Genomic DNA, 21,666 nt, shown 5'->3' with positions numbered 1-21,666 from the left:
AGGCTTCGAATCGACAAATCGCAACAAAGGTAGCGGGAAACCATGAGACGGGATGCAGCCATCCGGCGGGAGCTTGCTGCTTTTGCTTAGAGCCGAGCCTGCCGCACTGTCCGACGACGAGCTTCTGGACCGCTATCAGCGCGCCGCCTTCGATTATTTCCTCGAGAACGTGAACCCCGAAAACGGACTGGTCGCCGATACATCGCGGCCGAATTCGCCGGTCAGCATCGCTGTCGTCGGCTTCGCGCTGTCCTGCTATCCGATCGGCGTCGAGCGCGGCTGGATGACGCGCGATGCGGCCGTGAAGCTGACGCTTGCCGCGTTGCGTTTCTTCTCGACCAGCCGGCAAGGCAATGGCGACGACGTCACCGGCCACAAGGGTTTCTACTACCATTTCCTCGACATGCGGACCGGCCTGCGCGTCTGGCGCTGCGAACTGTCGATGGTGGACACGGCATTGCTGATATCAGGCATGTTGGTGGCGTGCGCCTATTTCGCCGACGACAATGACAAAGAAGCCGAAATCCGCCAACTGGCCGAGGCGCTTTACCGTCGCGTCGACTGGCGATGGGCTCAGGGAAGCACGCCCACCTTACGGCAGGGCTGGAAGCCGAAGAGCGGCTTTCTCCACTATGGCTGGGAAGGCTACAACGAAGCGACGATCCTCTATGTGCTGTCAATGGCCTCGCCCGACAGCCCGACCTCGGACAACAGCTACGAGGGCTGGACGGCGACCTACCAGTGGGAAAACATCTACGGCTACGACGTGCTCTATGGCGGTCCGCTGTTCATGCATCAGTTCTCGCATGCCTGGATCGACTTCGCCGGCATCCGCGACGCTTTCATGCGTGAGAAGAACTCGGACTATTTCGAAAACAGCCGCCGCTCGACCTACCTGCACCGCGACTACGCGCGCCACAATCCTTACGGCTATGGCGGCTACGACGAGAACCTGTGGGGACTTTCGGCGGGCGACGGCCCAGGCGGCTTTCGCACCAGCGTGCAGCGACAGCGCCGCCGGTTTTCCGGCTATGCCGCGCGCGGCGCGCCGTTCGGGCCCGATGACGGAACGATCGCCCCATGGTCCTATCCGGCATCACTGCCGTTCGCGCCGGACATCTGCCTGGCGGCCCTGCGCCATCTCGGGGATCGCTATCCCGAGGTGATCGATAATTACCGGCTGCCGAGCGGCTTCAACCCGACATTGGCGAACCGGCGGAAATTCGGCCGGCACGGCTGGGTGTCGGAAGGCCATTACGGGCTGGACCAGGGCATCGTGGTGATGATGATCGAAAACCATCGGTCAGGACTTATCTGGAAGCTGATGCGGTCCAATCAGCATATCCGCCGCGGCCTGGGCAAGGCCGGGTTCAGTGGCGGCTGGCTGTCGGGGGATGGCGGCGATGTCGCGTGACCGGACCAGGGCTCCCGCCTTCCCCGTCGACAGCAACGACATCAACCTGGTCAAGAGCGCCTATCCGCCGCACTGGAAGAACCCGGAGCCCAACGGCCCATACAATCTGATCGTCATCGGCGCCGGGCCGGCCGGGTTGACCGCAGCGCGCGAGGCGGCAAACCTCGGCGCGAAAGTCGCGCTGATCGAGCGCGGGCTGATCGGCGGCGCCTGCGTCAATGTCGGCTGCATCCCGTCGAAAGCGATCATCCGCACGGCCAGGCTCTATGCCGATATGCGCGATGCCGAGACTTTTGGCGGTGACACGCCGGACCGTCTTCACGTCGACTTCCAGCGGGCCATGACGCGGATGCGGCAGATTCGGCAGCGGATCAGCCGTGCCGATTCGGCCGCAAGCCTCGCCTCCGAAGGCATCGACCTTTATTTCGGCGAAGCGCGGTTTTCCGGACCGGACGCTGTCACGGTTGCCGGGCAAACCCTGCGTTTCAGGAAGGCGCTGGTTGCGACGGGCGCACGTGCGGCCCTGCCGACGATTCCGGGTCTCGCCGAGGCCGGCTATCTCAGCAACGAGACCATGTTCGATCTCACAGACTGCCCGAAGCGTCTTCTGGTCATCGGCGGCGGGCCGCTTGGCTGCGAGACGGCGCAGGCCTTCTGCCTGCTCGGGGCAAAAGTCATCCTGGCGCAGCGGGAACCAATGTTCCTGCCTGGCGAGGAACGCGACGCCGCCCAGATCCTTTCGGATGCGCTGGCACGCGAAGGGGTCGAGGTTCGTCTGAACACCGAGGTCGTGGCGGTACGGACAGGAGGCGGCAAGAAGCTCGCCGGCCTGGTGCGCGACGATGAGACAACGACGATTTCCGTCGACGAGATCATCACCGGCATCGGTCGTTCGCCCAATGTCGATGGTCTCGACCTGGAGAACGCCGGGGTGGCGTACGATGCCACCGGCATCAAAGCGGACGATTATCTCCGGACCACCAATCCGCGCATCTATGCGGCGGGCGATGTCTGCCTCGCCTACAAATTCACCCATACCGCCGAGGCGACGGCCCGCATGGTCGTGCAGAACGCCCTGTTTCTCGGACGCAGCAAACTGAGCGAACTGGTCATTCCGTGGTGCACCTACACCGATCCGGAGATCGCCCATGTCGGCCTCTATCCGGCGCAGGCGCGCCAGAACGGCATCCCGGTCAAGACCTATACGGTGCTGATGCACGATGTCGCCCGCGCGATCATGGACGGCGAGGAAGAGGGGTTTGTCAAAATCCACGTCAGGGAAGGGTCCGACCGCATCCTGGGTGCCACGGTCGTCGCCAGCCATGCCGGCGAGATGATCAATGCGGTGTCGCTGGCGATCAAGTCGGGCATGGGACTGCTCGCGCTGGCCGACGTCATTCATCCGTTCCCGACGCAGGCACAAGGCATAAAGATGGCCGCCGACGCTTACAGGCGAACGCGGTTCACCTCATTCTGGAGACATGTCACGACGCGTTGGCTGGAGCGGTCCAGACGATGACCCTACATTCTGACCGGACCTTGTCGCCAACCTGGCGCACCAGACATTCAAGGAATATCCAGCGCTTGACGAAAGTGCCGATCAGCTAAACAAGTCGAAGCTGGTTTGTGGCTGCGGGGCCGTCTTGAATGCCGTCTGGAATAAAGTCTTTGGTGCAGCTCCGGGCGCACGGCCCGGAGTGCATGCTTCCAACACCATGAGCTCGCACGTGGCCCTCCCGGCACGGAATGCCGAAAGGCGTACGCTTATCGTGACCCACGATCCGGCCTTTCCACCGACCTCCGGCGCGGATCTGAGAAATCATCGCAACGCTGAAGCGGCGGCGGAATTCGGCCCGGTCTGCCTGGTGTCGGTGCGGCCGCAGGCCATGGAAGCTGCCGATCCGTCGATCCGTACCGAGGCCTTGTCGATCGAAGGAGAGACCCGCTCCGGCTCGATCGGGTGGTGGCGCATAAGGGCGGAGCATCGCATTTCGCGCGCCGCCTTGACGCGGCTGGAGGCACTGGTTCGAGACTTCCGCCCGGACACCGTGCTGGTCGAGGGTATCGGCCTGTTCAAGCTGCTGCGGCCTTTGCGAGCGCTGACGAAACAGCTGATCCTCGACATGCACAATGTCGAGTCCGACCTGGCGGGACAGTTGCGGCGCGTCGATGCGAAGCGACCGGCCGTGGCGACGATCACCGCAGGCCTTGGCATCAGGCGTCTCGAGAGACAGGCGCTTGCCCTTGTCGACAGGGTCTGGGTCTGCTCGCGCCAGGATCGCGACAGGCTGATGGCCCTCTCCCGCCACATGCTGCCGATCGACGTCGTTCCAAACGGAATTCCCCACGCCGCGCACAGTCCCGAAACGCTACTCGCCGAGCCTGGGGCCGGCAACGGCTTTCCGGTGATCCTGTTTATCGGCCATCTCGGCTATCCGCCAAACGTCGATGCCGCAGGGCGGTTAGCCGGCTCCATATTGCCGCGCATCCGACAGGCCTTGCCGACCGCAGCACTGGTTCTCGCCGGACGCAACCCGAAGCCCGCCGTGCGGGCACTGGCCGGATTGCCTGGTGTGGAACTCTTCGAAGACCCCGAAAGCGTGGCGCCGCTCCTGTCCAGGGCGCATCTCAGCATCATGCCGCTTGCGGCAGGCGGCGGCACGCGCATCAAGATTCTGGAGGCGATGGCCTGGGGCGTGCCGGTGATCGCGACGCCGCTGGCGGCCGAGGGTCTGGACCTGGTCGAGAACGAGGAGCTGCTGCTGTCGGATACCGATGAAGGGCTTGCCGACATGGCTGTCGGACTTTGCCTGGATACTCACCGCAGGGCACGGCAGCGCATCCGCGCGCATCAAGCGGTTTGGGCCAGGTTCGGCCCGCGCGCTATCCGCAATGCCGTCCGCGGCGGGCTGGGGCTGGACGAGGCCGGCGCATGATCCCACCGATCCTTCACCAGACGTGGAAAAGCGACGTCGTTCCGGACCGCTGTGCCCCTGTCGCGACAGGGCTGCGGCGATATTTGCCGGATAATCGTCAGGCGGCGGTCTCACTGCGCCGCAACTGGCTGACGATCTCGCCGGCCGCGTCGGCGATGTGTTTTCTCAACAAGCGCGCGGTCTCGGCGACATCCCTGCGACGGTAGGCCTCGAAGAGCTCACGATGCTCCTGCAAGGCTTTGGCCTGTGCCTTGGCGGGCTCGATCTGCAGACGCAAATAGCGGTCGGCGGAGTTGAAGAGCGTCTGGACGACGGCCATCGAACGCGGTCGCATGGAGGGTTCGAGCAATGCGGTGTGGAACGCCCAGTTGAGACGGCTGAGGTCTTTGGGATCATCGCCCCGGGCGATGGCAGCCTCGTAGGCGCGCATCGATTTTTCGATGGTCGCGATGTCCTGATCCGAGGCGTGCACGATCGCCTTTTCGACCAGGAAAGGCTCAAGCAGCAGACGCGCATCGAAAAGGTCGATCGCATCGTCGGCGGACAACTCCGACACGACAGCACCGCGATGCGTCCTGATGACGACCAGGCCGTCCGCCTCCAGTTGCAGAAGCGCCTCGCGCACCGGGATCCGGCTCACGCCAAGTTCGGCGGCGATGGCTTCCTGGCGGATCTGATGCCCACCCGGGTAATCGCCGCCGATGATCCGGGCGGCGATGTACTCGGCGACCATCGCCGTCACGGTCTGGCGCTGCAGCAGCGGCTTGTCGGTGGTGGCCATGGGCGTCCCGTGTTCAGTCCCGCAGCCTGAGCTTTTCGATCGCCGCCTCGATGATGGCGGTGACGCGCGCGCGCTCCTCGCCGACCAGAGGCAGACGCGGCGCTCGGGTCCACTCCGGCGCGCCATAGACGAGATGCTCGGCCATCTTGATGTACTGGACCAGCTTGACATGCGTGTCGAGGTGAAAGGACGGCGTCATGATGCGGTAGAGATCGCGCGCGCCGGCGAAATCGCCGGCCGCGCACAAATTGAAGATGCGGACGCATTGCTTCGGCCATGCATTGGTCATGCCGGACACCCAGCCGGTGGCGCCGAGTGCCATGCTTTCGACGATCTGGTCGTCGACGCCGCAGAAGATATCGAAGCGATCGCCGAGTTCAATGATCATGTCGGTGACCCGGCGCACATCGCCGGTCTCTTCCTTCACGGCAACGATCGTCGGACAGTCCGCCAGCACCTTCAGGATGGCGGGGGTGACGTCGACGCCATAGGCGATCGGGTTGTTGTAGATCATGATCGGCAGGTCGCTGGCGTTGGCGATCGCCTTGTACCACTCAGCCGTCTCGCGCGGGTCGGTCTTGTAGCCAAGGCTGGGGAACACCATCAGGCCTTCGGCACCGAAATCCTGGTACTTGCGTGCGGCTGCGGTTGCGTTGGCCGTCGAAATCTCGGCAAGGCCGGACAGAAGCGGGACACGTCCGGCCACCACCTCCTTCGCGGCCCGGATGACCGCTTCCCGCTCCTGCGGATGCAGTGATGCGTTCTCGCCAAGCATCGGCAGGACGATGATGCCAGACACGCCATTGGCGATCAGGCGATCGATGCTGGCCTGCGTCGCCTCGATGTCGATCGAACCATCCTGGTTCAGCTTGGTCGTGACCGCCGGGAACACCCCTTGCCAATGCGTCATCGTGCGGCCTTCCTCTTCAAATCCATTTTGTATGATTGGATCCAATCATACAAAATGTGAAAGGGCAAGGTCCGGGGCAATTGCCGCACCCCATTCACGGCGCGGTCGGACACCAGACGGCGCGCGTTGCAAGTCGTCAAACAGTGACTGTCGTAAAGGTCGAAGTGCTCGCGGTTCAGCGCAAGACCGCACGCCTCAATCGTGCAGTTCGCGCGATATCGGCGGACCGACGGAAAAGCCGGAGAATGTGACCTCGAACCCCTCGCGCTGCGGCGAGCAGCACATCATGCCGACATCGACCGTTTTCGAGATCGGGAAATAGGCAAGCCGCACCGGCTTCCAGTGGCCGTCGGAAGCATCGAGATACTGGACCCGGATCGCCTCGGCGTGACGGGTCAGGCGGATGCTGATGCCGTTCGGGTCGGCAGGGATGGCGACCAGCGACCAGTCGGACGTGTCGTTGGTGACGACGACGGAGAAATAGGAGATGCCGTCGGTGTACTCGATACCGGCCTTGATCCAGTGCGTTTCGCTGAGCCGGACCATCAGCCCGGCCTGGTCGTAAAGCACCTTGTAGTCGCCCTTGACCATGACTTCGGCGGTGAAATCGCCCTCGACCGGCCGGTACAGGAAGTGGCCGTTGTCGCGCCAGAAACCGTAAAAGGTCTCGCGCCAGAAATCGGTCTCCTTGCCGGTGCGCACGCGAACGCTATCGCCGTCGATGGCATGGTGCGGCGGCGAGTTGAGCCAGGTCAGGTTCTGCACTGTCATCGCTTCGCGCCGCTCCAATCTTGATGTGCGTGGCGGGTGGCCGGCCCCGATCAGGCCGGCATGATCGGCCGACGGCCGATCAGCCAGCGAACGTATAGGCCGTCTTCACCGTGGTGTAGAACTCCGCCGCGTAGCGGCCCTGCTCGCGCGGGCCGTAGCTGGAGCCCTTGCGGCCACCGAAGGGAACATGGAAGTCGACACCCGCCGTCGGCAGGTTGACCATCACCATGCCAGCCTCCGAATTGCGCTTGAAGTGCGTGGCGTGCTTGAGGCTCGAGGTGCAGATGCCGGAGGTCAAGCCGAAGGGCGTGTCGTTGGCGACGGCAAGCGCCTCGTCATAGTCCTTGACGCGGATGACGCTGGCGACAGGTCCGAAAATCTCCTCGCGTGAACTGCGCATGGCGTTGGTGGCCTCAGTCAGCAGTGCCGGCTGCAAGTAGAAGCCCGGCGTCTTGCGATCGAGCCGCTCGCCGCCGAAGGCGAGCGTAGCGCCCTCCCTGACGCCGATGGCGATGTAGTCCTCGTCCTGCTTCAGCTGCGTCGCGTCGACGACCGGACCGATCTGGGTCTGCGCGTCGAGCGCATCGCCGATGACCAGTTTGCTCATGCGGTCCTTGAGAGCATCGACGAAACGATCATGTATCCCGTCCGTCACAATCAGCCTGGACGAGGCGGTGCAGCGCTGGCCTGTCGAGAAGAAGGCGCCATTGAGCGCGCAATCGACAGCAACCGCGAGGTCGGCGTCGTCAAGCACGACCAGCGGGTTCTTGCCGCCCATTTCGAGCTGGAACTTGCGCATGTGCTCGATGCTTGCCGCGGCGACGCGCTTGCCGGTGCCGACCGAGCCGGTGAAGCTGATGGCGTTGACATCGGGACTGTCGAGCATCGCCTGACCGACGACCGAGCCCTTGCCCATGACGAGATTGAGCACGCCCTTCGGCAGGCCGGCGCGATGCAGGATGTCGACGATGGTCCAGGCGCTCTCGGGAACCAGCTCGGCCGGCTTGAAGACGACGGTGTTGCCGTGGGTCAGCGCCGGCGCGATCTTCCACGCCGGAATGGCGATGGGGAAATTCCACGGCGTGATGATGCCGACGACGCCGACCGCCTCGCGCGTCATCTCAACGCCGACGCCCGGTCGCACGCTCGGTACGACCTCTCCGGTCAAACGCAATGTTTCCCCGGCAAAGAAGTCGAATATCTGGGCAGCGCGAATGGTCTCGCCGATGCCCTCGGCCAGCGTCTTGCCTTCCTCACGCGCCAAATTGCGGCCGATCTCGTCCTTGCGCGCCAGAATCTCGTCCGAGGCCTTTTTCAGCACCGCGTGACGGGCCAGCGGACCGGAGCGGGACCATGCCGGAAACGCTGCCTTGGCCGCCGCAATCGCCTGGCTGGCCTGTTCGACACCCGCGGATGCATAGTCGCCGACGACATCGCCAGTATCGGAGGGGTTGATGTTGCGGGAACCGGCGTCGCCGACCCATTCGCCATCGATGAGGTTCTGTCGAAACAGCGTCATGTCCTTGTCTTCCTGCTGGTTGGCCGCGCGGGCATCTGTCTGAACTGGTATTTGCCAGACAATTGCCTTGCGGGAAAGCACGCACTGAGCCTGGCGCCGCGACAAAAACCCCCTCACCTGCGCTGTACCGATGGCGTGGCGGCGACAGCGCCATAGTGATCCCCAATCTGGCTAACATCTGCGCGGCATCATCGAAGGCCGGTTGAATTGCTCTGTACAGTCATGTCCATAGCCTTGATTTGCCTGAGGCAGCATGTCATGCGTCGTGTCGATGGCAGCTCTCGAAACGACGATCCAGCGCGCCGGCGCCACCGGTAACATCAAGGCCACTCGTGAAGACTGGCTGAAGCTTGCGCTTGAAACGTTGATCTCGGATGGCGTCGAACGCGTCCGCGTGCTGACGCTGGGCCAGAAGCTCGACGTGTCGCGCTCCAGCTTCTACTGGTATTTCAAGAGCCGGCAGGATCTGCTCGACCAGTTACTCGACTACTGGCGGCAGACCAACACCAAATTCATCGTCGAACGCGCCAGGCGGCCTTCCGCGACCGTCATCCGCGGGGTGATGAGCATTTTCGAATGCTGGGTGGACGAAAGGCTGTTCGATCCGCAGCTGGATTTCGCGATCAGGGCCTGGGCACGTCGCTCGCCTGCCATCCGGCGCGCGCTCGACGAGGCCGACGAGGAGCGCGTCAACGCCATTCGCGACATGTTCATGCGTCATGGCTATGACGAGGTGGATGCGTTCGTGCGGGCCCGCGTGCTCTATTTCATGCAGATCGGCTATTACTCGCTCGAACTCAACGAGCCGATGAGCAGCCGCCTGGCTCAAGTTGCCTCGTATCTGCGCAGTTTTACCGGCCAGGAGCCGTCACCCCAGGACGTCGAGGATTTCTCGCGCTACGTCGAGAAAACCGTTCCCCGCAGCCGGTAGCCATCCCAACATCAGCATATCCGCCTCTCGACAGCGCAACCGCCGTGCGAAGCACTAGACACTGATGTACAATGCTACTAGGTTGGGTCGCCATGACTGGGTGGAGTGCGACAGGATGAAATCCCAATACCGGGCAATCGTCATCGGCGGCGGCGTGGTTGGAGCCTCGGTGCTCTATCACCTGGCGAAGTTCGGCTGGAGCGACGTCGCGCTGATCGAACGCGAGGTGCTGACCGCAGGGTCGAGCTGGCATGCGGCCGGCGGCTTCCATGCGCTGAACGCCGATCCCAACATCGCTGCCCTGCAGGCCTACACGATCGACCTGCTCTCCGAAGTCGAGAAAGAATCGGGCCAGAGCATCGGCATGCACATGACCGGCGGCATCTCGGTCGCCTCGGCGCCGGAGCGCTGGGAGTGGCTGAAGGCCTCCTACCGCATCTTCCAGACCATGGGCATCGACGATGTCCACCTGGTCGGCGTCGACGAGATCAAGCAGCGCTGCCCGATCCTCAACACCGACGGCATGCTGGGCGGGCTCTATGCCGCGCGCGAAGGCCATATCGATCCCTCGGGCGTTGTGCACGCCTATGCCAAGGCAGCCAGGCTGCGCGGTGCCGATATCATCGAGCGCAACCGCGTGCTGGCACTCAATCGCCGCGCCGACGGCAGTTGGGACGTGGTCACAGAGAAGGGCACGGTGATTGCCGAGCACGTCGTCAATGCCGGCGGCCTGTGGGCCAAGCAGGTCGGCAGGATGGCCGGCATCGACCTGCCGGTGTCGCCGATGGAGCACCATTATCTCGTCACCGAGGCGCTGCCCGAAATCCAGGCGCTGGACAAGGAATTGCCGCTGATCGTCGATCTCGAAGGCTTCACCTACATGCGCCAGGAGCAGAAGGGCCTGTTGCTCGGCATCTACGAGATCAACCACAAGCACTGGAACATGGACGGGGCGCCGTGGGACTACGGCATCGAACTGATCCAAGAAGACACCGACCGCATCGCCGACGAGTTGGCGCTCGGCTTCAGCCGCTACCCTTGCCTGGAGACTGCCGGCATCAAGCGCTGGGTGAACGGCGCCTTCACCTTCTCGCCGGACGGCAATCCGCTGGTCGGCCCGGTGCGCGGTGTGCCCAACTACTGGGTGGCGTGCGGCGTCATGGCCGGCTTCCTGCAAGGCGGCGGCGTCGGCAAGTCGCTTGCCGAATGGATGATCCATGGCGAGCCGGAAGCCGACGTCTACGGCATGGACATCGCCCGCTACGGCGACTTCGCCTCCAACCGCGAATACATCAGGCAGACCACCGGCCAGTTCTACTCGCGCCGCTTCGTCATGAGCTATCCCAATGAGCAACTGCCGGCGGGACGGCCCTTGAAGACGGCCGGCGCGCATGACGCCATGGACGCCGCCGGCGCGCGCTGGGGCAATTCCTGGGGTATGGAAGTGCCGCTCTATTTCGCGCCGCAAGGCTTCGTCGAGACACCGACGCTGAAGCGCTCCAACGCCTTCGACATCGTCGCACAGGAATGCCGCAAGGTGCGCGAAGGTGTCGGCCTGCTCGATATCACCGCCTTCTCGCGCTACGAGATCACGGGGCCGCAGGCGGAAGCCTGGCTCGACCGGCTGCTTGCCTGTGCGCTGCCCAAGCCGGGACGTGCAAAACTCGCGCCGATGCTGGGCAAAAACGGCAAGCTCAAGGGCGACCTCACCGTCTTCAACTGGGGCGATGGCTCCTGGTGGATCATGGGCTCCTACTATCTGCGCCAGTGGCATATGCGCTGGTTCGAACAGCATATGAGCGATGGCGTCACCGTCCGCGACATTTCGGACGCAATCGTCGGCTTCTCGCTCGCCGGCCCCAATGCGCGCCTTCTGCTCGAGCGGCTGACACACCAGGATGTCTCGCACGAGGCCTTCGGCTTTCTCGCCTGCAAGACGCTCGATGTCGGCCTGGTGCGGGCCAAGGTCGGACGGCTGTCGGTCATCGGCGAGCTCGGCTACGAGATCCATTGCCAGGCCAATGAGCATGCGGGCCTGCGCCGCGCGCTGCTGGCGGCGGGCAAGGATCTGGGCGTGACCGAATACGGCTTCGGCGCGGTCAATTCGCTGCGGCTCGAAAAGAGTTTTGGCATCTGGTCGCGCGAGTTCACGCAGGACTACACGCCGGCCGAGACAGGGATGGACCGCTGGATCGCCTTCGACAAGGGCAATTTCATCGGCCGTGAGGCGGTCCTGAAAGAGCAAAAGGCCGAATCCCGGCGCACGCTGATGACGCTCGAAATCGACGCGGCGGATGCCGATGCCAGCGGCTACGAGCCGGTCTGGAACAGAGGCAGGCTTGCCGGCTTCGTCACCTCCGGCGGCTACGGCCATACGGTCGGCAAGAGCCTTGCCATGGCGCTGGTCGAGCGCGAGGCGGCCGATATCGATACGCTGTTGACAACCCACATCGTCGGCGTCGAAAGAGGTGCGCGCGTCATCGCTTCGTCGCCATACGATCCACTGGGCAAGGCGATGCGGGCATGACCGATCGAACCGGCGCCATCCGTGCAACGGACCATGCGATGATCCACGCTCCTTTCCGAAAATCAGGCCTGTCCGGCACGCCATGACCCGACGCTATTCCGCTCTGTCGCTGTTCAAGGAGGGTCTGGCCGGCCAGACCGGCTGGCAGCCGGCCTGGCGCTCGCCCGAGCCGAAGCCGTCCTATGACGCGATCGTCATCGGTGGCGGCGGCCATGGTCTGGCGACCGCTTACTACCTGGCCAAGAACCACAACATCGCCCGTGTCGCGGTGCTGGAAAAAGGCTGGATCGGCGGCGGCAACACCGGCCGCAACACCACCGTGGTCCGCTCAAACTATTATTATCCGGAAAGCGTCGAGCTCTACGGTCTGGCGCACCGGCTCTATGAGGGGCTGGCCAAGGACCTGAACTACAACGTCATGCTGTCGCAGCGCGGCATGGTCAATCTGTGCCACTCGACCGCCGAGATGGAGATCGGCGCCCGCACCGTCAACGCCATGCAGATCAACGGCATCGATGCCGAGCTGTTTTCACCTGACGATGTGCGCCGGGTGGCGCCGATCTACAATTTTTCAGCCGACGCGCGCTTCCCGGTGTTCGGCGGCATCTGGCAAGGCAGGGCCGGCACGGCGCGCCATGACGCGGTCGCCTGGGGGTATGCGCGGGCGGCGAGCCGGCTCGGCGTCGACATCATCCAGAACTGCGAGATCACCGATTTCATCATCGAGGGCGGCCGCTGCCGTGGCGTCCAGACTTCGCGGGGCGCGATCCGAGCCGACCGCATCGGCATGGCGGTGGCGGGGCATTCCTCGGTGCTGGCGGCCAAGGCCGGCTTCCGGCTGCCAATCAATTCCTATGCGCTGCAAGCCTGCGTTTCCGAGCCGGTCAAGCCGATCCTCGACACGGTGGTGCTGTCGCCCGGCTGCGGCGTCTATGTCAGCCAATCGGACAAGGGCGAGATCGTCATCGGCGGCGGCCTCGACCGCATTCCGTCCTATGCGCAGCGCGGCAACCTGCCGACGCTGGAGACGGTGATTGCCGGCCTGCTGGAGATGTTCCCGATCTTCGGCCAGTTGAAGCTGATGCGGCAATGGGCTGGCATTGTCGATGTCGTGCCGGACTCCTCGCCGATCATCGGTGAATCGCCGCTGCCTGGCCTGTTCCTCAATTGTGGCTGGGGCACCGGCGGCTTCAAGGCCATTCCCGCTGGCGGCACGCTGCTGGCGCAGTTGCTGGCGACCGGCAAGCACAATGACATCAGCCGCCCCTTCGACCTCGATCGCTTCGCCACCGGGCGGCTGATCGACGAAGCGGCCGGCTCCGGCATCGCGCACTAGAGGCAATCATGCAGTTGTTCCCTTGCCCATTCTGCGGCCCGCGCGACGAGACCGAGTTCCACTATGGCGGCGATGCCGGCAATATCAGGCCGGACGGCGCCGACGTGCCGATCGATCGTTGGGCTGATTACCTCTATCTGCGCACCAATCCGAAAGGCACGGCGCGCGAGATCTGGGTTCACATGACTTGCGGCGAGTTCTTCGTCATGGAGCGTGACACGGTCAGCCACAAGGTGCTGTCCTCGGCCGCTCTCGGCGGGGAGCACGCGGCGTGACCGCCTCGCGTCTTGCCACCGGCGGCAGCGCCATCGACCGCTCGCACCCGATCCGGTTCAGCTTCGACGGCGCCACCGTGCATGGCTTTGCCGGCGACACCATCGCCTCGGCGCTGCTGGCGGGTGACGTCGCGGTCGTCGGCCGCAGCTTCAAATACCACCGACCGCGCGGCATATGGGGCGCCGGCGTGGAAGAACCGAACGCGCTGGTCGATATTGGCGGCCTGCGGGCGACGCCCAACACGCGCGCCACGACCGAGCCGGCGCGCGACGGGCTGGTGGCGAGAAGCGTCAACGCAACACCCAGTGCGCTGGCCGACCGCAACGCCTTCCTCGACCGTTTTGCGCGCTTCATTCCGGCGGCGTTCTACTACAAGACTTTCATGTGGCCGGAATGGCACAGGTTCGAGCCGCGCATCCGCGCCATGGCGGGGCTGGGGAAGGTCGATGCGGACTGGGCCTCGCCTGGCACAGCGGACCAGGTCAACCATCATTGCGACGTGCTGGTGGTGGGCGCGGGGCCGGCTGGGCTGGCGGCGGCAAGACTGGCGGCCGACGCGGGCCTGTCTGTCACGCTGGTGGACGACCAGCAGAATCCAGGCGGATCGCTCGGCCATCGTGCCGGCGAGATCGATGGCAAGCCGGCCGCCGCCTGGATTGCGGAGACGGTTGCGGCACTTGCCTCGGCCGGCCACCTGATCCTGCCTTCGACCACCGCCTTCGGCATCTACGACCACAATCTGGTCGGGCTGAACCAGCGTCATTTCGACGGGCGGCCCGACACGCTGTGGCGGGTCAGGCCGCGCCGGATCGTGCTGGCAACCGGCGCCATCGAGCGGCCGCTGCCTTTCGCCAACAACGACCTGCCGGGCATCCTATCGGCGGATGCTGCGCTCGCCTATCTCAGGCGCCATGCCGTACTTGTCGGCCGCCGCATCGTCGTCGCCACCAACAATGACAGCGCCTATGAAACGGCGGGAGCGCTTGCCGAGGCAGGCGCCGAAGTCAGGCTTGTCGACCTGCGGCGCGACGGCACGCCTAACGCGCCCGCCAATGTCCGGCTGATCAAAGGACGCGCCCTGGCTTCCGCCAGCGGCAAGCTGCGCGTCGACGGCGTGACGCTCGACGACGGCACGAAGTTGGATGCCGATTGCGTGCTGATCTCCGGCGGCTGGACGCCGACCATTCATCTCTTCGGCCAGGCCAAGGGCAAGCTCGCCTGGAGCGAGGCGCGCGCGGCCTTCCTGCCCGGCGATCCGGTCGACGGCATCGCCGTGGTTGGTGCCGCAGCCGGCGCGGTCTCCCTGTCGGAGGTGTTTGCTGGCGCCGGCACCGCCGTTGCATCGCTCGGCCAGACGAAGGCTGCCCTACCGCCGCGCAGCACCGGACCGGAGGCGACAGGCGGCATAACAGCGGCATGGCCGCTGCCGGGCTCGAAGGGACGCATCTGGATCGACTACCAGAACGACGTGACGGTGAAGGACGTCGAACTGGCGGCACGCGAAAACTTCGTCTCGGTCGAACATCTGAAGCGCTACACCACGCTCGGCATGGCGACCGACCAGGGCAAGACCTCCAATCTGCCCGGCCTGGCGCTGATGGCCGGGATCACCGGCCGCACGGTGCCGGAGGTCGGCACCACCACTTATCGGCCGCCGTTCACGCCGGTGCCGCTGGCAAGCTTTGCCGGCGCGCGCGTCGGCGAATTGATGGCGCCGGTGCGCCGGCTGCCGCTCGAAAACGTCCACCGTTCCAGCGGCGCCGTCTTCCAGGAATATGGCGGCTGGCTGCGCCCGGCCCACTATGGCGGCAACGCCGACTCGGAGCGTTCGATCGCGGATGAGGCGCGGCGCGCCCGTCAATCTGTGGCGCTGTTCGATGGCTCGACGCTCGGCAAGATCGAGGTGATCGGACTGCAGGCGGCCGCGTTCGTCGATTTCCTCTATTACAACACCATGTCGACGCTGAAGCCGGGCCGCTGCCGCTACGGCTTCATGCTGTCGGAAAACGGCGTGGTCTTCGACGACGGCGTTCTGGTGCGGCTGGACGAACAGCGCTTCGTCGTGTCGTGCTCGTCCTCGCATGTCGCTGCCGTGCATGCGCGGCTGGAGGAATGGCGCCAGGACCGTTTTGGCCACGGCGCCGTCTACATCCACAACGCCACATCAGACATGGCGACTCTGACCGTATCCGGACCGAACGCCCGAAAACTGCTCGAAATGCTGGAGCTCGGCCTTTCGCTCGACGACGCCGACCTGCCGCATATGGCGATCGGTCATGGCATCTATGCCGGAGACGAAGTCCGCATCGCCCGCGTCAGCTTCACCGGCGACCGGAGCTACGAAATCTCGATCCGGGCGGATCGCGCCGAGCCGTTATGGGCGCAACTGCGCCAGGCCGGCCAGACGTTCGACGCCGTCGTCATCGGCCTCGAAGCGCTGATGATCCTGCGCGCCGAGAAGGGCTTTATCGTCATCGGCAAGGACACCGACGGCACCACGCTGCCGCACGATCTCGGCGTCGACGGCCCGCGGACCAAGCGCCAGACCGAGTTCGTCGGCCGCCGCTCGCTGTTCACCGAAGAGGCCTCGCGTGACAACCGCATGCAGCTTGTCGGGCTTACGGTGCCGCAAGGCGAAGCGCCGCTGCCGACCGGCGCGCACGGCATCAAACGGATCGACGGCAGATTGCGCAGCCAGGGCTTTGTCACATCGAGCTACCAAAGCCCGACGCTCGGCCGCCCGGTTGCGCTTGGCCTGATCGAGCGCGGCGCGGCCCGCCATGGCGAGACGATCGACATCCAGCATCTCGGCAAGATCAGCAAGGCGACGATTACCGCCCCTTGCGCCTTCAACCCGGCAGGAGACCGGCTGCATGCGTGATCTCGCGGAAAAATGGTCCGTTGCACCGGACTGGCAGTCGGCGGTGATCACGGCGCCCGGCCTTGTGGTGCGCGCGGTCTGCGGCCTCAACCAGTTGCTGGTCAGCGGCGACCTCGACGCGTGGGCGCGAGTATCTGGCGTGGACCGCACTGGTGTCGGAGCCTTTGGTACCGCGCAGGGCGGCCGCTATGCGGCGCGGCTGGCGCGCGACCGGCTGCTCGTCGTGTCGAACAGCTCCCTAGCCGTTGCCACGGGCTGGCATGCAGAAGGGTTCGCGGTGACGACGATCAGCGCCGGGCTGCAGGTGTTCGAGGTAGAGGGCGCTGCGCTCGACGCTTTCATCGCGCGCGGAACGACACTCGATCCAAAGCAAGCGAGTGCCAGTGCAGCGCTGTCCTTCGCCGGTATCAGCGCCGTCGTCTATCGCCATGGCGGTAAGCTGCGCATCCATGTCGACCGTGGTCTTGCGGCCTATCTCTGGACATGGATGGAAACGGCCGCCGGCAACATTGCCGCCGGATCATCCGATTAGCCGGCTAATATAAAGCGGGATATCCTTTGGGCTGATCGCCACTCCAGGTTCGGAGAGGATGCGTTGATATCTTCCGCAAATCAGCTGCAAGGGCTGGACGCCGTCGCGCAAGGGTTCAACTGTGTAACCCGTGCGCCGTTTATGAATCGCCGTCGCAGTTTTGCCGGAGCAATTTGCCGATCATGGTCCAAAAGCACACGAGCCGGTCATCCTCCCATCCCTGGATCGACACAGTCTGGCAAACTGTGTGTTTAAGTGACGGGATTTATGTGGCCACACCAGACGGTTCGTGGGATCTGATCCGCAGCGTCGCCCCGGATGGTCAATCCGTTGTGTTTTTAAGCGGTCAGGCAACTGAACCCGTCGAGGTGCCATATCTTGAAGGTGAGCACTCCGTTGTCATCTCCTTTGCCGCCCATGTCTATCTTGCGCGTGACAAAGAGGTGCGAACCGGCGCGACGGTCCGTTTTCTGGATGTAAGAGAAGACGAATTTTTGCTCGACGGAGTGGAACTGCCGCTACCAACATTTCTGAACGCCGAAGCTCTTGTCGATGGGATGATCGCGGCAGGGCTGCTTATGTCCAACGACGTTGTGGCCAGGGCCTTTACCGAGAAGCCCAAAGCCGCCTCCAAACGCTCGGTACAACAGCATTTCAAAAACACCACCGGTATTACGCAGAAAGATTTTCAGTTGATCCGGCGCGCGCAGGAAGCGGTGCGGCGCTTGAAAGCCGGCCATAGCGCCGCAACGGTGGCTTTCGATCTTGGCTACACGGATCAACCGCACATGATTAAGTCTCTAAAGAAGATAATGGGTTCGTTGCCATCAAACCTTGATGCGGTTCACAAGATCTGAAGCCGGGCGAGCGTTTTCGCCCGGCGGGCGTTCACGGCTGAGCTTATTTCGCGATAAGTGCCGCGAATTGCCTGATGTCTTCGACATAGAATGCGGGATCCTCCCACGCGGCGAAATGGCCTGCCTTTTCCATATCGTGAAATTGCACGACATTTCCCGAGGTCTGGCGGTCCGCCCATTCACGGGGCAGGCGAACTCCGCCTGGAATCGGCACTTCAGTCGCCACCGCCACCGGGACCCTGGTGTTTTTTCCCTTGATGTTAGGCGGCTGCATAGCGTTTTGATTGTAGACGCGGAAGGATGAGGCAGCCGTTTCCGTCAGCCAGTAGATCATGATGTTGGTCAAAAGCTCATCACGACCAAATCTGGCATCCGCATCATCGCCGACCCCCATTCCGGCCATGAAGCTCATGATCCATGCCGCGAGTCCGACCGGCGAGTCGTTCATGGCGAAGGCGAGGCTTTGCGGCTTTGTGGCCTGCACAAGATTAAAGGCGCCATGCATGAAGAACCATTGTTGAATCGCCCCTGCGTAACCTTGTTCCGGCCCGCTCAGGGCGCCAAAGTCCGTGGTATGATCCGGGTAGCCCACATCGGTCAGATGGGAACCAATAAGCTTGTCCGAATGACGCTGCGACAGCGACATCGCAATTACCGACCCCAAATCGCCGCCCGCCGCGATGAAGCGGTGGTAACCCAAGACATCATCCATGAGGTGGGCAAAAATGTCGGCCACCTTGTCGGCGGGAAGAGCCGTTTTACCGGAGAAGCCAAAGCCCGGAATGGACGGCACGACAACGTGAAATTCCTCCGCCAGCGCATCCACGACTTTGTGATACCGGTAGAAGCTATCCGGCCAACCATGAAGCAAGAGGATTGCCGTCGCGCCCTTCTTTCGCGACGGTTGATGGACGAAATGCAGGTCAATCCCCTCAATATTGACCTTGTAGTTCGGCAACGCGTTCAGGCTCGCTTCGGCCTTTCGCCAGTCATAGTCATGGAGCCAATAGTCGGTCAGTCTCTTCATGTAATCGAGATTTGTTCCGGCCATCCATCCTGTTCCGGCGGGCTCATCCGGCCAACGGGTGTGTTGCAGGCGCGCCTTGAGATCGGCGAGTTGGTCATCGGAAATGGCGATTCTGAACGGGGCTGGCTTTGCCATTGCGGTGTTCTCCTGTGAGAGGGCGCGGCGATTGGTGAGGCCGCCGAGAAGCGCTGTTGCGATGAGGCCTTTCGCAAATTCGCGGCGGTTCATTTTCGCAGCGCCTTGTTTTGTTCAATTGCCAAACTATCGGTGCGGCGGCAGCACGGATTGTAAATTTGCGCAAATCATCCAGCTGGAAACGAATGCTGGATAGTTCATTCTCCTGCCAACGTGTTGGGGCATGAGGGGATGCAAAACGACAAGCCTGAGCTGCCGGCGCCACGTTCATCCGCGTCGGCAACAGAGGGTGCAGGCGGCAAGGCGAGCAGCAGGTTTTGGCTAGAGCGTGAAAGACCAGAACAGGCAGGCCAGCGTCGCGGCGGCAAAGACCACGAAGAACAGGCTGCGCAGCAGCACGTTGCGGCGCAGCTCGTTCATGACGAAGTGACAACCGACGATCGCCGCCGCAAACAGGAACCGCCAGTTCAGCAGCGCCCACACGGCGCTGCCCTGGCCGAACGCCCATCTGGCGACCAGACAACCGACGATGGTCGCAAACAACGCGATCACGGTCCAGAAGAGGGCGTCGGCGGCATGGGTCAGGACAATGCCGGCCGCCCTGATCGGCAGGATCATCATCAGCATCGCGCCGAAGAAATAAACCGCGGCAATCGGGATGAACACGCCGGCATCGGCAATGCCGTCAAGGCGCCTGACGCCGATCGCGCCGTAGGGATAGCCGTGCCTGGCCACGGCCAGGCTCAACGCCATGAGCAAGGCGGTCAGCACGGCGACCAGTGCGAAGGATGTGAGGGCTTTGCTCATGACGTTCCTGTCCCAGACGAATCAGACAGGAACGTTTTTAGCGGGCGGTCGTAAATTGCGCGTAAGCGAGGGCGCTGCCCTCGCCTATTTCGATCGCGGCGCAATCCGCTGCCGGCAAGTTATTCGGCGGCGATCCTGCCAGCCGAGCGGTTGGCCAGCACGAAGCCGACCTCGTCCACAGCCTGCGCCGCACGCTTAAGGATGGCCTCGGAGCGCAGCACGCCGTCGGTGAAATCCTTGTCAGTGGCGTAGACGGCGGTGGGCAGGGCAAAGGCCTCGAAGAAGCCGAACAGCGGCCGCAGCTGATGTTCGACGATCAGGGCATGGCGCTCGCCACCGCCGGTCGCCGTCAACACGATGGGCTTTCCCCGCAATGCCGCCGGATCGATCAGGTCGAAGAAATGCTTGAACAGACCGGTATAGCTGCCCTTGTAGGTCGGCGACCCGACGACGAGCACGTCGGCGGCGAGGATCTGTTCCAGGATCGCGCGCGCCTGGCCGTCGAGATCGCGGGCCCATTTCGCCGTGCCAAGCGACGGACCGAGATCCTCGATATCATAGGTGCTCGCCGACAGGCCGTGGCTGGCTGCGATGTCCCTGGTGACCAGATCGACGAAGGCGCGCGTCTTTGACGGCCGGGTGATGTTGCCGGAAAAGCCGACGACTGTTGGATTTGACATGGCAGTGGACCTCTTTGGGTGATAGTGGCCGAAAAATTTTGATGTGGCGAGCCTCTCGCCCGCCGGTGGGAAATCAGCTCCAGGCGTGCAGCGGCGGGTTTTCGCCGTTGAGGAAATATTTGCCGAGGATCGAGTACTTCCAACGCACCGGATCGTGCAGCGTGTGCGTGCGGGCGTTGCGCCAATGCCGGTCGAGATTGTGTTCGGCCAGCGTCGAGCGCGTCCCCGCCAGTTCGAACAGCTTGTTGGTGGCGGCAATGGCGATCTCGGTCGACAGGATTTTTGCCTCGGCGGTGACGATCTGGGCGTGCGCCACCGTCTCGGCGGTCGGCTCGACCACGGCGCGGTCGATTGCCAGGCCGGCCTTTTCGAGCAGCGCCTGCGCCGCGTGCAGGCGCAGCGTCAGGTCGCCTATCGCCTGGATGGTGTAGGGATCGTCCCAGGCATTGTCGACGCCGCTGTCGATCCAGGCGCGGCTCCTGGTCCTGACGAAGTGAACCGTCTCGTCGATCGCCGCCTGGGCGATGCCGGTGTCGACCGCCACCTGGATGATCTGGAAGATGGCGCCGTCGGCTGTCGGCTTGTCGTAGCCTTTGTAGCCGGGCACCAGATGCGTCTTCGGCACCTTGACGTTGTCGATGATGACGGTGCCGGAAAGCGTCGTGCGCTGGCCAAAACTCGCCAAAACTCGACCAGTCGTCGATGACCGTCAGGCCGGGCGCGCTGCGGTCGGCGATGGCGTACCAGGCGCGGCCCTCGTCATCGAGCGCCACGATCGGCACCAGATGGGCGAGCAGCGCGCCGGACGAATAGAATTTCCGGCCGTTGACGACGACATGATCGCCGGCATCGGTGAAGCGGGTCTCGAAATCGGCGGCGCGCTTGGAGCCGAACTCGGAAAAGGCGTTGCCGAACCGCGTGCCTTTCAGCGCTTCGGCGAACAGCAGCTTCTGCTGGTCCGCATCGGACACGGTGCGGATGGCGGCGACAACGCCAAGATGATTCTGCGCAATCTGGCCGATCGAGGAATCGGCGGCCGAGATGATCTCGATCACCTTGGCCAGCGTCGCATAGGACACCTCCGGCCCGCCGAATGCTCTGGGCACATTGATCGACCACAGGCCGCTTTGCGAAAACGCATCGAGTTCGGCAACCGGCCAGATCCGCTCGCGGTCGCGCCGGGAGGCACCCTTGACGAATTCGGCGGCGAGCGCGTGGGCGATGGCAATCGCCTCGGCGTCGTCCTTGATGATGTGCGCAGGCACGGTTGGTCGCGCGACTGGCGGCACGGCGGCGGAAGCGTGGTCGGTCTTGACGGTCGAAACGGTCATTTCAATGCTCCTTCG

General features: G+C 63.8%; 17 protein-coding genes and 1 pseudogene. 10 read left to right on the top strand and 8 right to left on the bottom strand.

What is annotated here, in order from left to right; translation table 11 throughout:
- The first annotated feature begins 82 nt into the window (after window positions 1-82).
- The 3 genes from FCU66_RS17205 to FCU66_RS17195 all read left to right on the top strand — a co-directional run bounded on the left by FCU66_RS17205 (window position 83) and on the right by FCU66_RS17195 (window position 4,350).
- On the top strand, window positions 83-1,414 hold the full coding sequence (locus tag FCU66_RS17205) for a glucoamylase family protein (RefSeq protein ID WP_136618336.1): 1,332 nt from the start codon (window positions 83-85) through the stop codon (window positions 1,412-1,414).
- Window positions 1,404-2,933: a mercuric reductase gene (locus FCU66_RS17200; RefSeq protein WP_136618284.1), complete on the top strand. Its 1,530-nt coding sequence runs from the start codon at window positions 1,404-1,406 to the stop codon at window positions 2,931-2,933. The genes FCU66_RS17205 and FCU66_RS17200 overlap by 11 nt, the downstream gene beginning before the upstream one ends.
- A 250-nt stretch (window positions 2,934-3,183) precedes the next feature.
- The gene (locus FCU66_RS17195) at window positions 3,184-4,350 is read left to right on the top strand and encodes a glycosyltransferase family 4 protein (protein WP_246093931.1); all 1,167 of its coding nucleotides are present in this window, start codon (window positions 3,184-3,186) and stop codon (window positions 4,348-4,350) included.
- 97 nt (window positions 4,351-4,447) lie between these two features.
- Here the strand turns inward: FCU66_RS17195 and FCU66_RS17190 are convergent, their stop codons facing one another.
- The 4 genes from FCU66_RS17190 to FCU66_RS17175 form a co-directional block, all read right to left on the bottom strand.
- Entirely contained in the window at window positions 4,448-5,131 is a 684-nt protein-coding gene (locus FCU66_RS17190; RefSeq protein WP_136618286.1) for a GntR family transcriptional regulator, read from the bottom strand.
- 13 nt (window positions 5,132-5,144) lie between these two features.
- The gene (locus tag FCU66_RS17185) at window positions 5,145-6,041 is read right to left on the bottom strand and encodes a dihydrodipicolinate synthase family protein (RefSeq protein WP_136618287.1); all 897 of its coding nucleotides are present in this window, start codon (window positions 6,039-6,041) and stop codon (window positions 5,145-5,147) included.
- 195 nt (window positions 6,042-6,236) lie between these two features.
- The gene (locus FCU66_RS17180; RefSeq protein WP_136618288.1) at window positions 6,237-6,812 is read right to left on the bottom strand and encodes a DUF1349 domain-containing protein; all 576 of its coding nucleotides are present in this window, start codon (window positions 6,810-6,812) and stop codon (window positions 6,237-6,239) included.
- Between the two features lie 79 nt (window positions 6,813-6,891).
- Window positions 6,892-8,331 (bottom strand): aldehyde dehydrogenase family protein, encoded by a 1,440-nt coding sequence (locus FCU66_RS17175; RefSeq protein ID WP_136618289.1) that lies wholly within the window; start codon window positions 8,329-8,331, stop codon window positions 6,892-6,894.
- 271 nt (window positions 8,332-8,602) lie between these two features.
- On the opposite strand from FCU66_RS17175, the gene FCU66_RS17170 reads away from it, so the two are divergent.
- The 7 genes from FCU66_RS17170 to FCU66_RS17140 all read left to right on the top strand — a co-directional run bounded on the left by FCU66_RS17170 (window position 8,603) and on the right by FCU66_RS17140 (window position 17,671).
- On the top strand, window positions 8,603-9,262 hold the full coding sequence (locus tag FCU66_RS17170) for a TetR/AcrR family transcriptional regulator (RefSeq protein ID WP_164548563.1): 660 nt from the start codon (window positions 8,603-8,605) through the stop codon (window positions 9,260-9,262).
- 115 nt (window positions 9,263-9,377) lie between these two features.
- Entirely contained in the window at window positions 9,378-11,789 is a 2,412-nt protein-coding gene (locus FCU66_RS17165) for a GcvT family protein (protein WP_136618291.1), read from the top strand.
- A gap of 82 nt (window positions 11,790-11,871) precedes the next feature.
- On the top strand, window positions 11,872-13,125 hold the full coding sequence (locus FCU66_RS17160; protein ID WP_136618292.1) for a sarcosine oxidase subunit beta: 1,254 nt from the start codon (window positions 11,872-11,874) through the stop codon (window positions 13,123-13,125).
- Window positions 13,126-13,133: 8 nt separating this feature from the next.
- A complete protein-coding gene (locus FCU66_RS17155; RefSeq protein ID WP_136618293.1) occupies window positions 13,134-13,400 on the top strand; it encodes a sarcosine oxidase subunit delta in 267 nt (88 codons plus the stop codon).
- The gene (locus FCU66_RS17150; RefSeq protein WP_136618294.1) at window positions 13,397-16,282 is read left to right on the top strand and encodes a sarcosine oxidase subunit alpha family protein; all 2,886 of its coding nucleotides are present in this window, start codon (window positions 13,397-13,399) and stop codon (window positions 16,280-16,282) included. Before FCU66_RS17155 ends, FCU66_RS17150 begins: the two co-directional genes overlap by 4 nt.
- Window positions 16,275-16,814: an aminomethyltransferase family protein gene (locus FCU66_RS17145; RefSeq protein ID WP_136618295.1), complete on the top strand. Its 540-nt coding sequence runs from the start codon at window positions 16,275-16,277 to the stop codon at window positions 16,812-16,814. Before FCU66_RS17150 ends, FCU66_RS17145 begins: the two co-directional genes overlap by 8 nt.
- Before the next feature lie 269 nt (window positions 16,815-17,083).
- Entirely contained in the window at window positions 17,084-17,671 is a 588-nt protein-coding gene (locus FCU66_RS17140; RefSeq protein ID WP_246093930.1) for a helix-turn-helix domain-containing protein, read from the top strand.
- Window positions 17,672-17,714: 43 nt separating this feature from the next.
- On the opposite strand, the gene FCU66_RS17135 is transcribed toward FCU66_RS17140, so the two are convergent.
- From FCU66_RS17135 to FCU66_RS17120, 4 genes and pseudogenes are all read right to left on the bottom strand, one after another.
- Complete coding sequence (locus tag FCU66_RS17135; RefSeq protein ID WP_136618297.1) at window positions 17,715-18,926, bottom strand: epoxide hydrolase family protein; 1,212 nt, start codon at window positions 18,924-18,926, stop codon at window positions 17,715-17,717.
- Between the two features lie 228 nt (window positions 18,927-19,154).
- Window positions 19,155-19,640, bottom strand: coding sequence for a hypothetical protein (locus FCU66_RS17130; protein WP_136618298.1), 486 nt, complete (start codon window positions 19,638-19,640; stop codon window positions 19,155-19,157).
- Window positions 19,641-19,759: 119 nt separating this feature from the next.
- Complete coding sequence (gene msuE / locus FCU66_RS17125; protein ID WP_127256266.1) at window positions 19,760-20,320, bottom strand: FMN reductase; 561 nt, start codon at window positions 20,318-20,320, stop codon at window positions 19,760-19,762.
- Window positions 20,321-20,393: 73 nt separating this feature from the next.
- Window positions 20,394-21,651, bottom strand: a pseudogene (locus FCU66_RS17120) (SfnB family sulfur acquisition oxidoreductase).
- Window positions 21,652-21,666: the final 15 nt, after the last annotated feature.

The sequence above is a fragment of the Mesorhizobium norvegicum genome, assembly GCF_004919685.1.
GTDB classification, from domain to species: Bacteria; Pseudomonadota; Alphaproteobacteria; order Rhizobiales; family Rhizobiaceae; genus Mesorhizobium; species Mesorhizobium norvegicum.
This window is presented reverse-complemented; position numbering and strand designations above follow the sequence as displayed.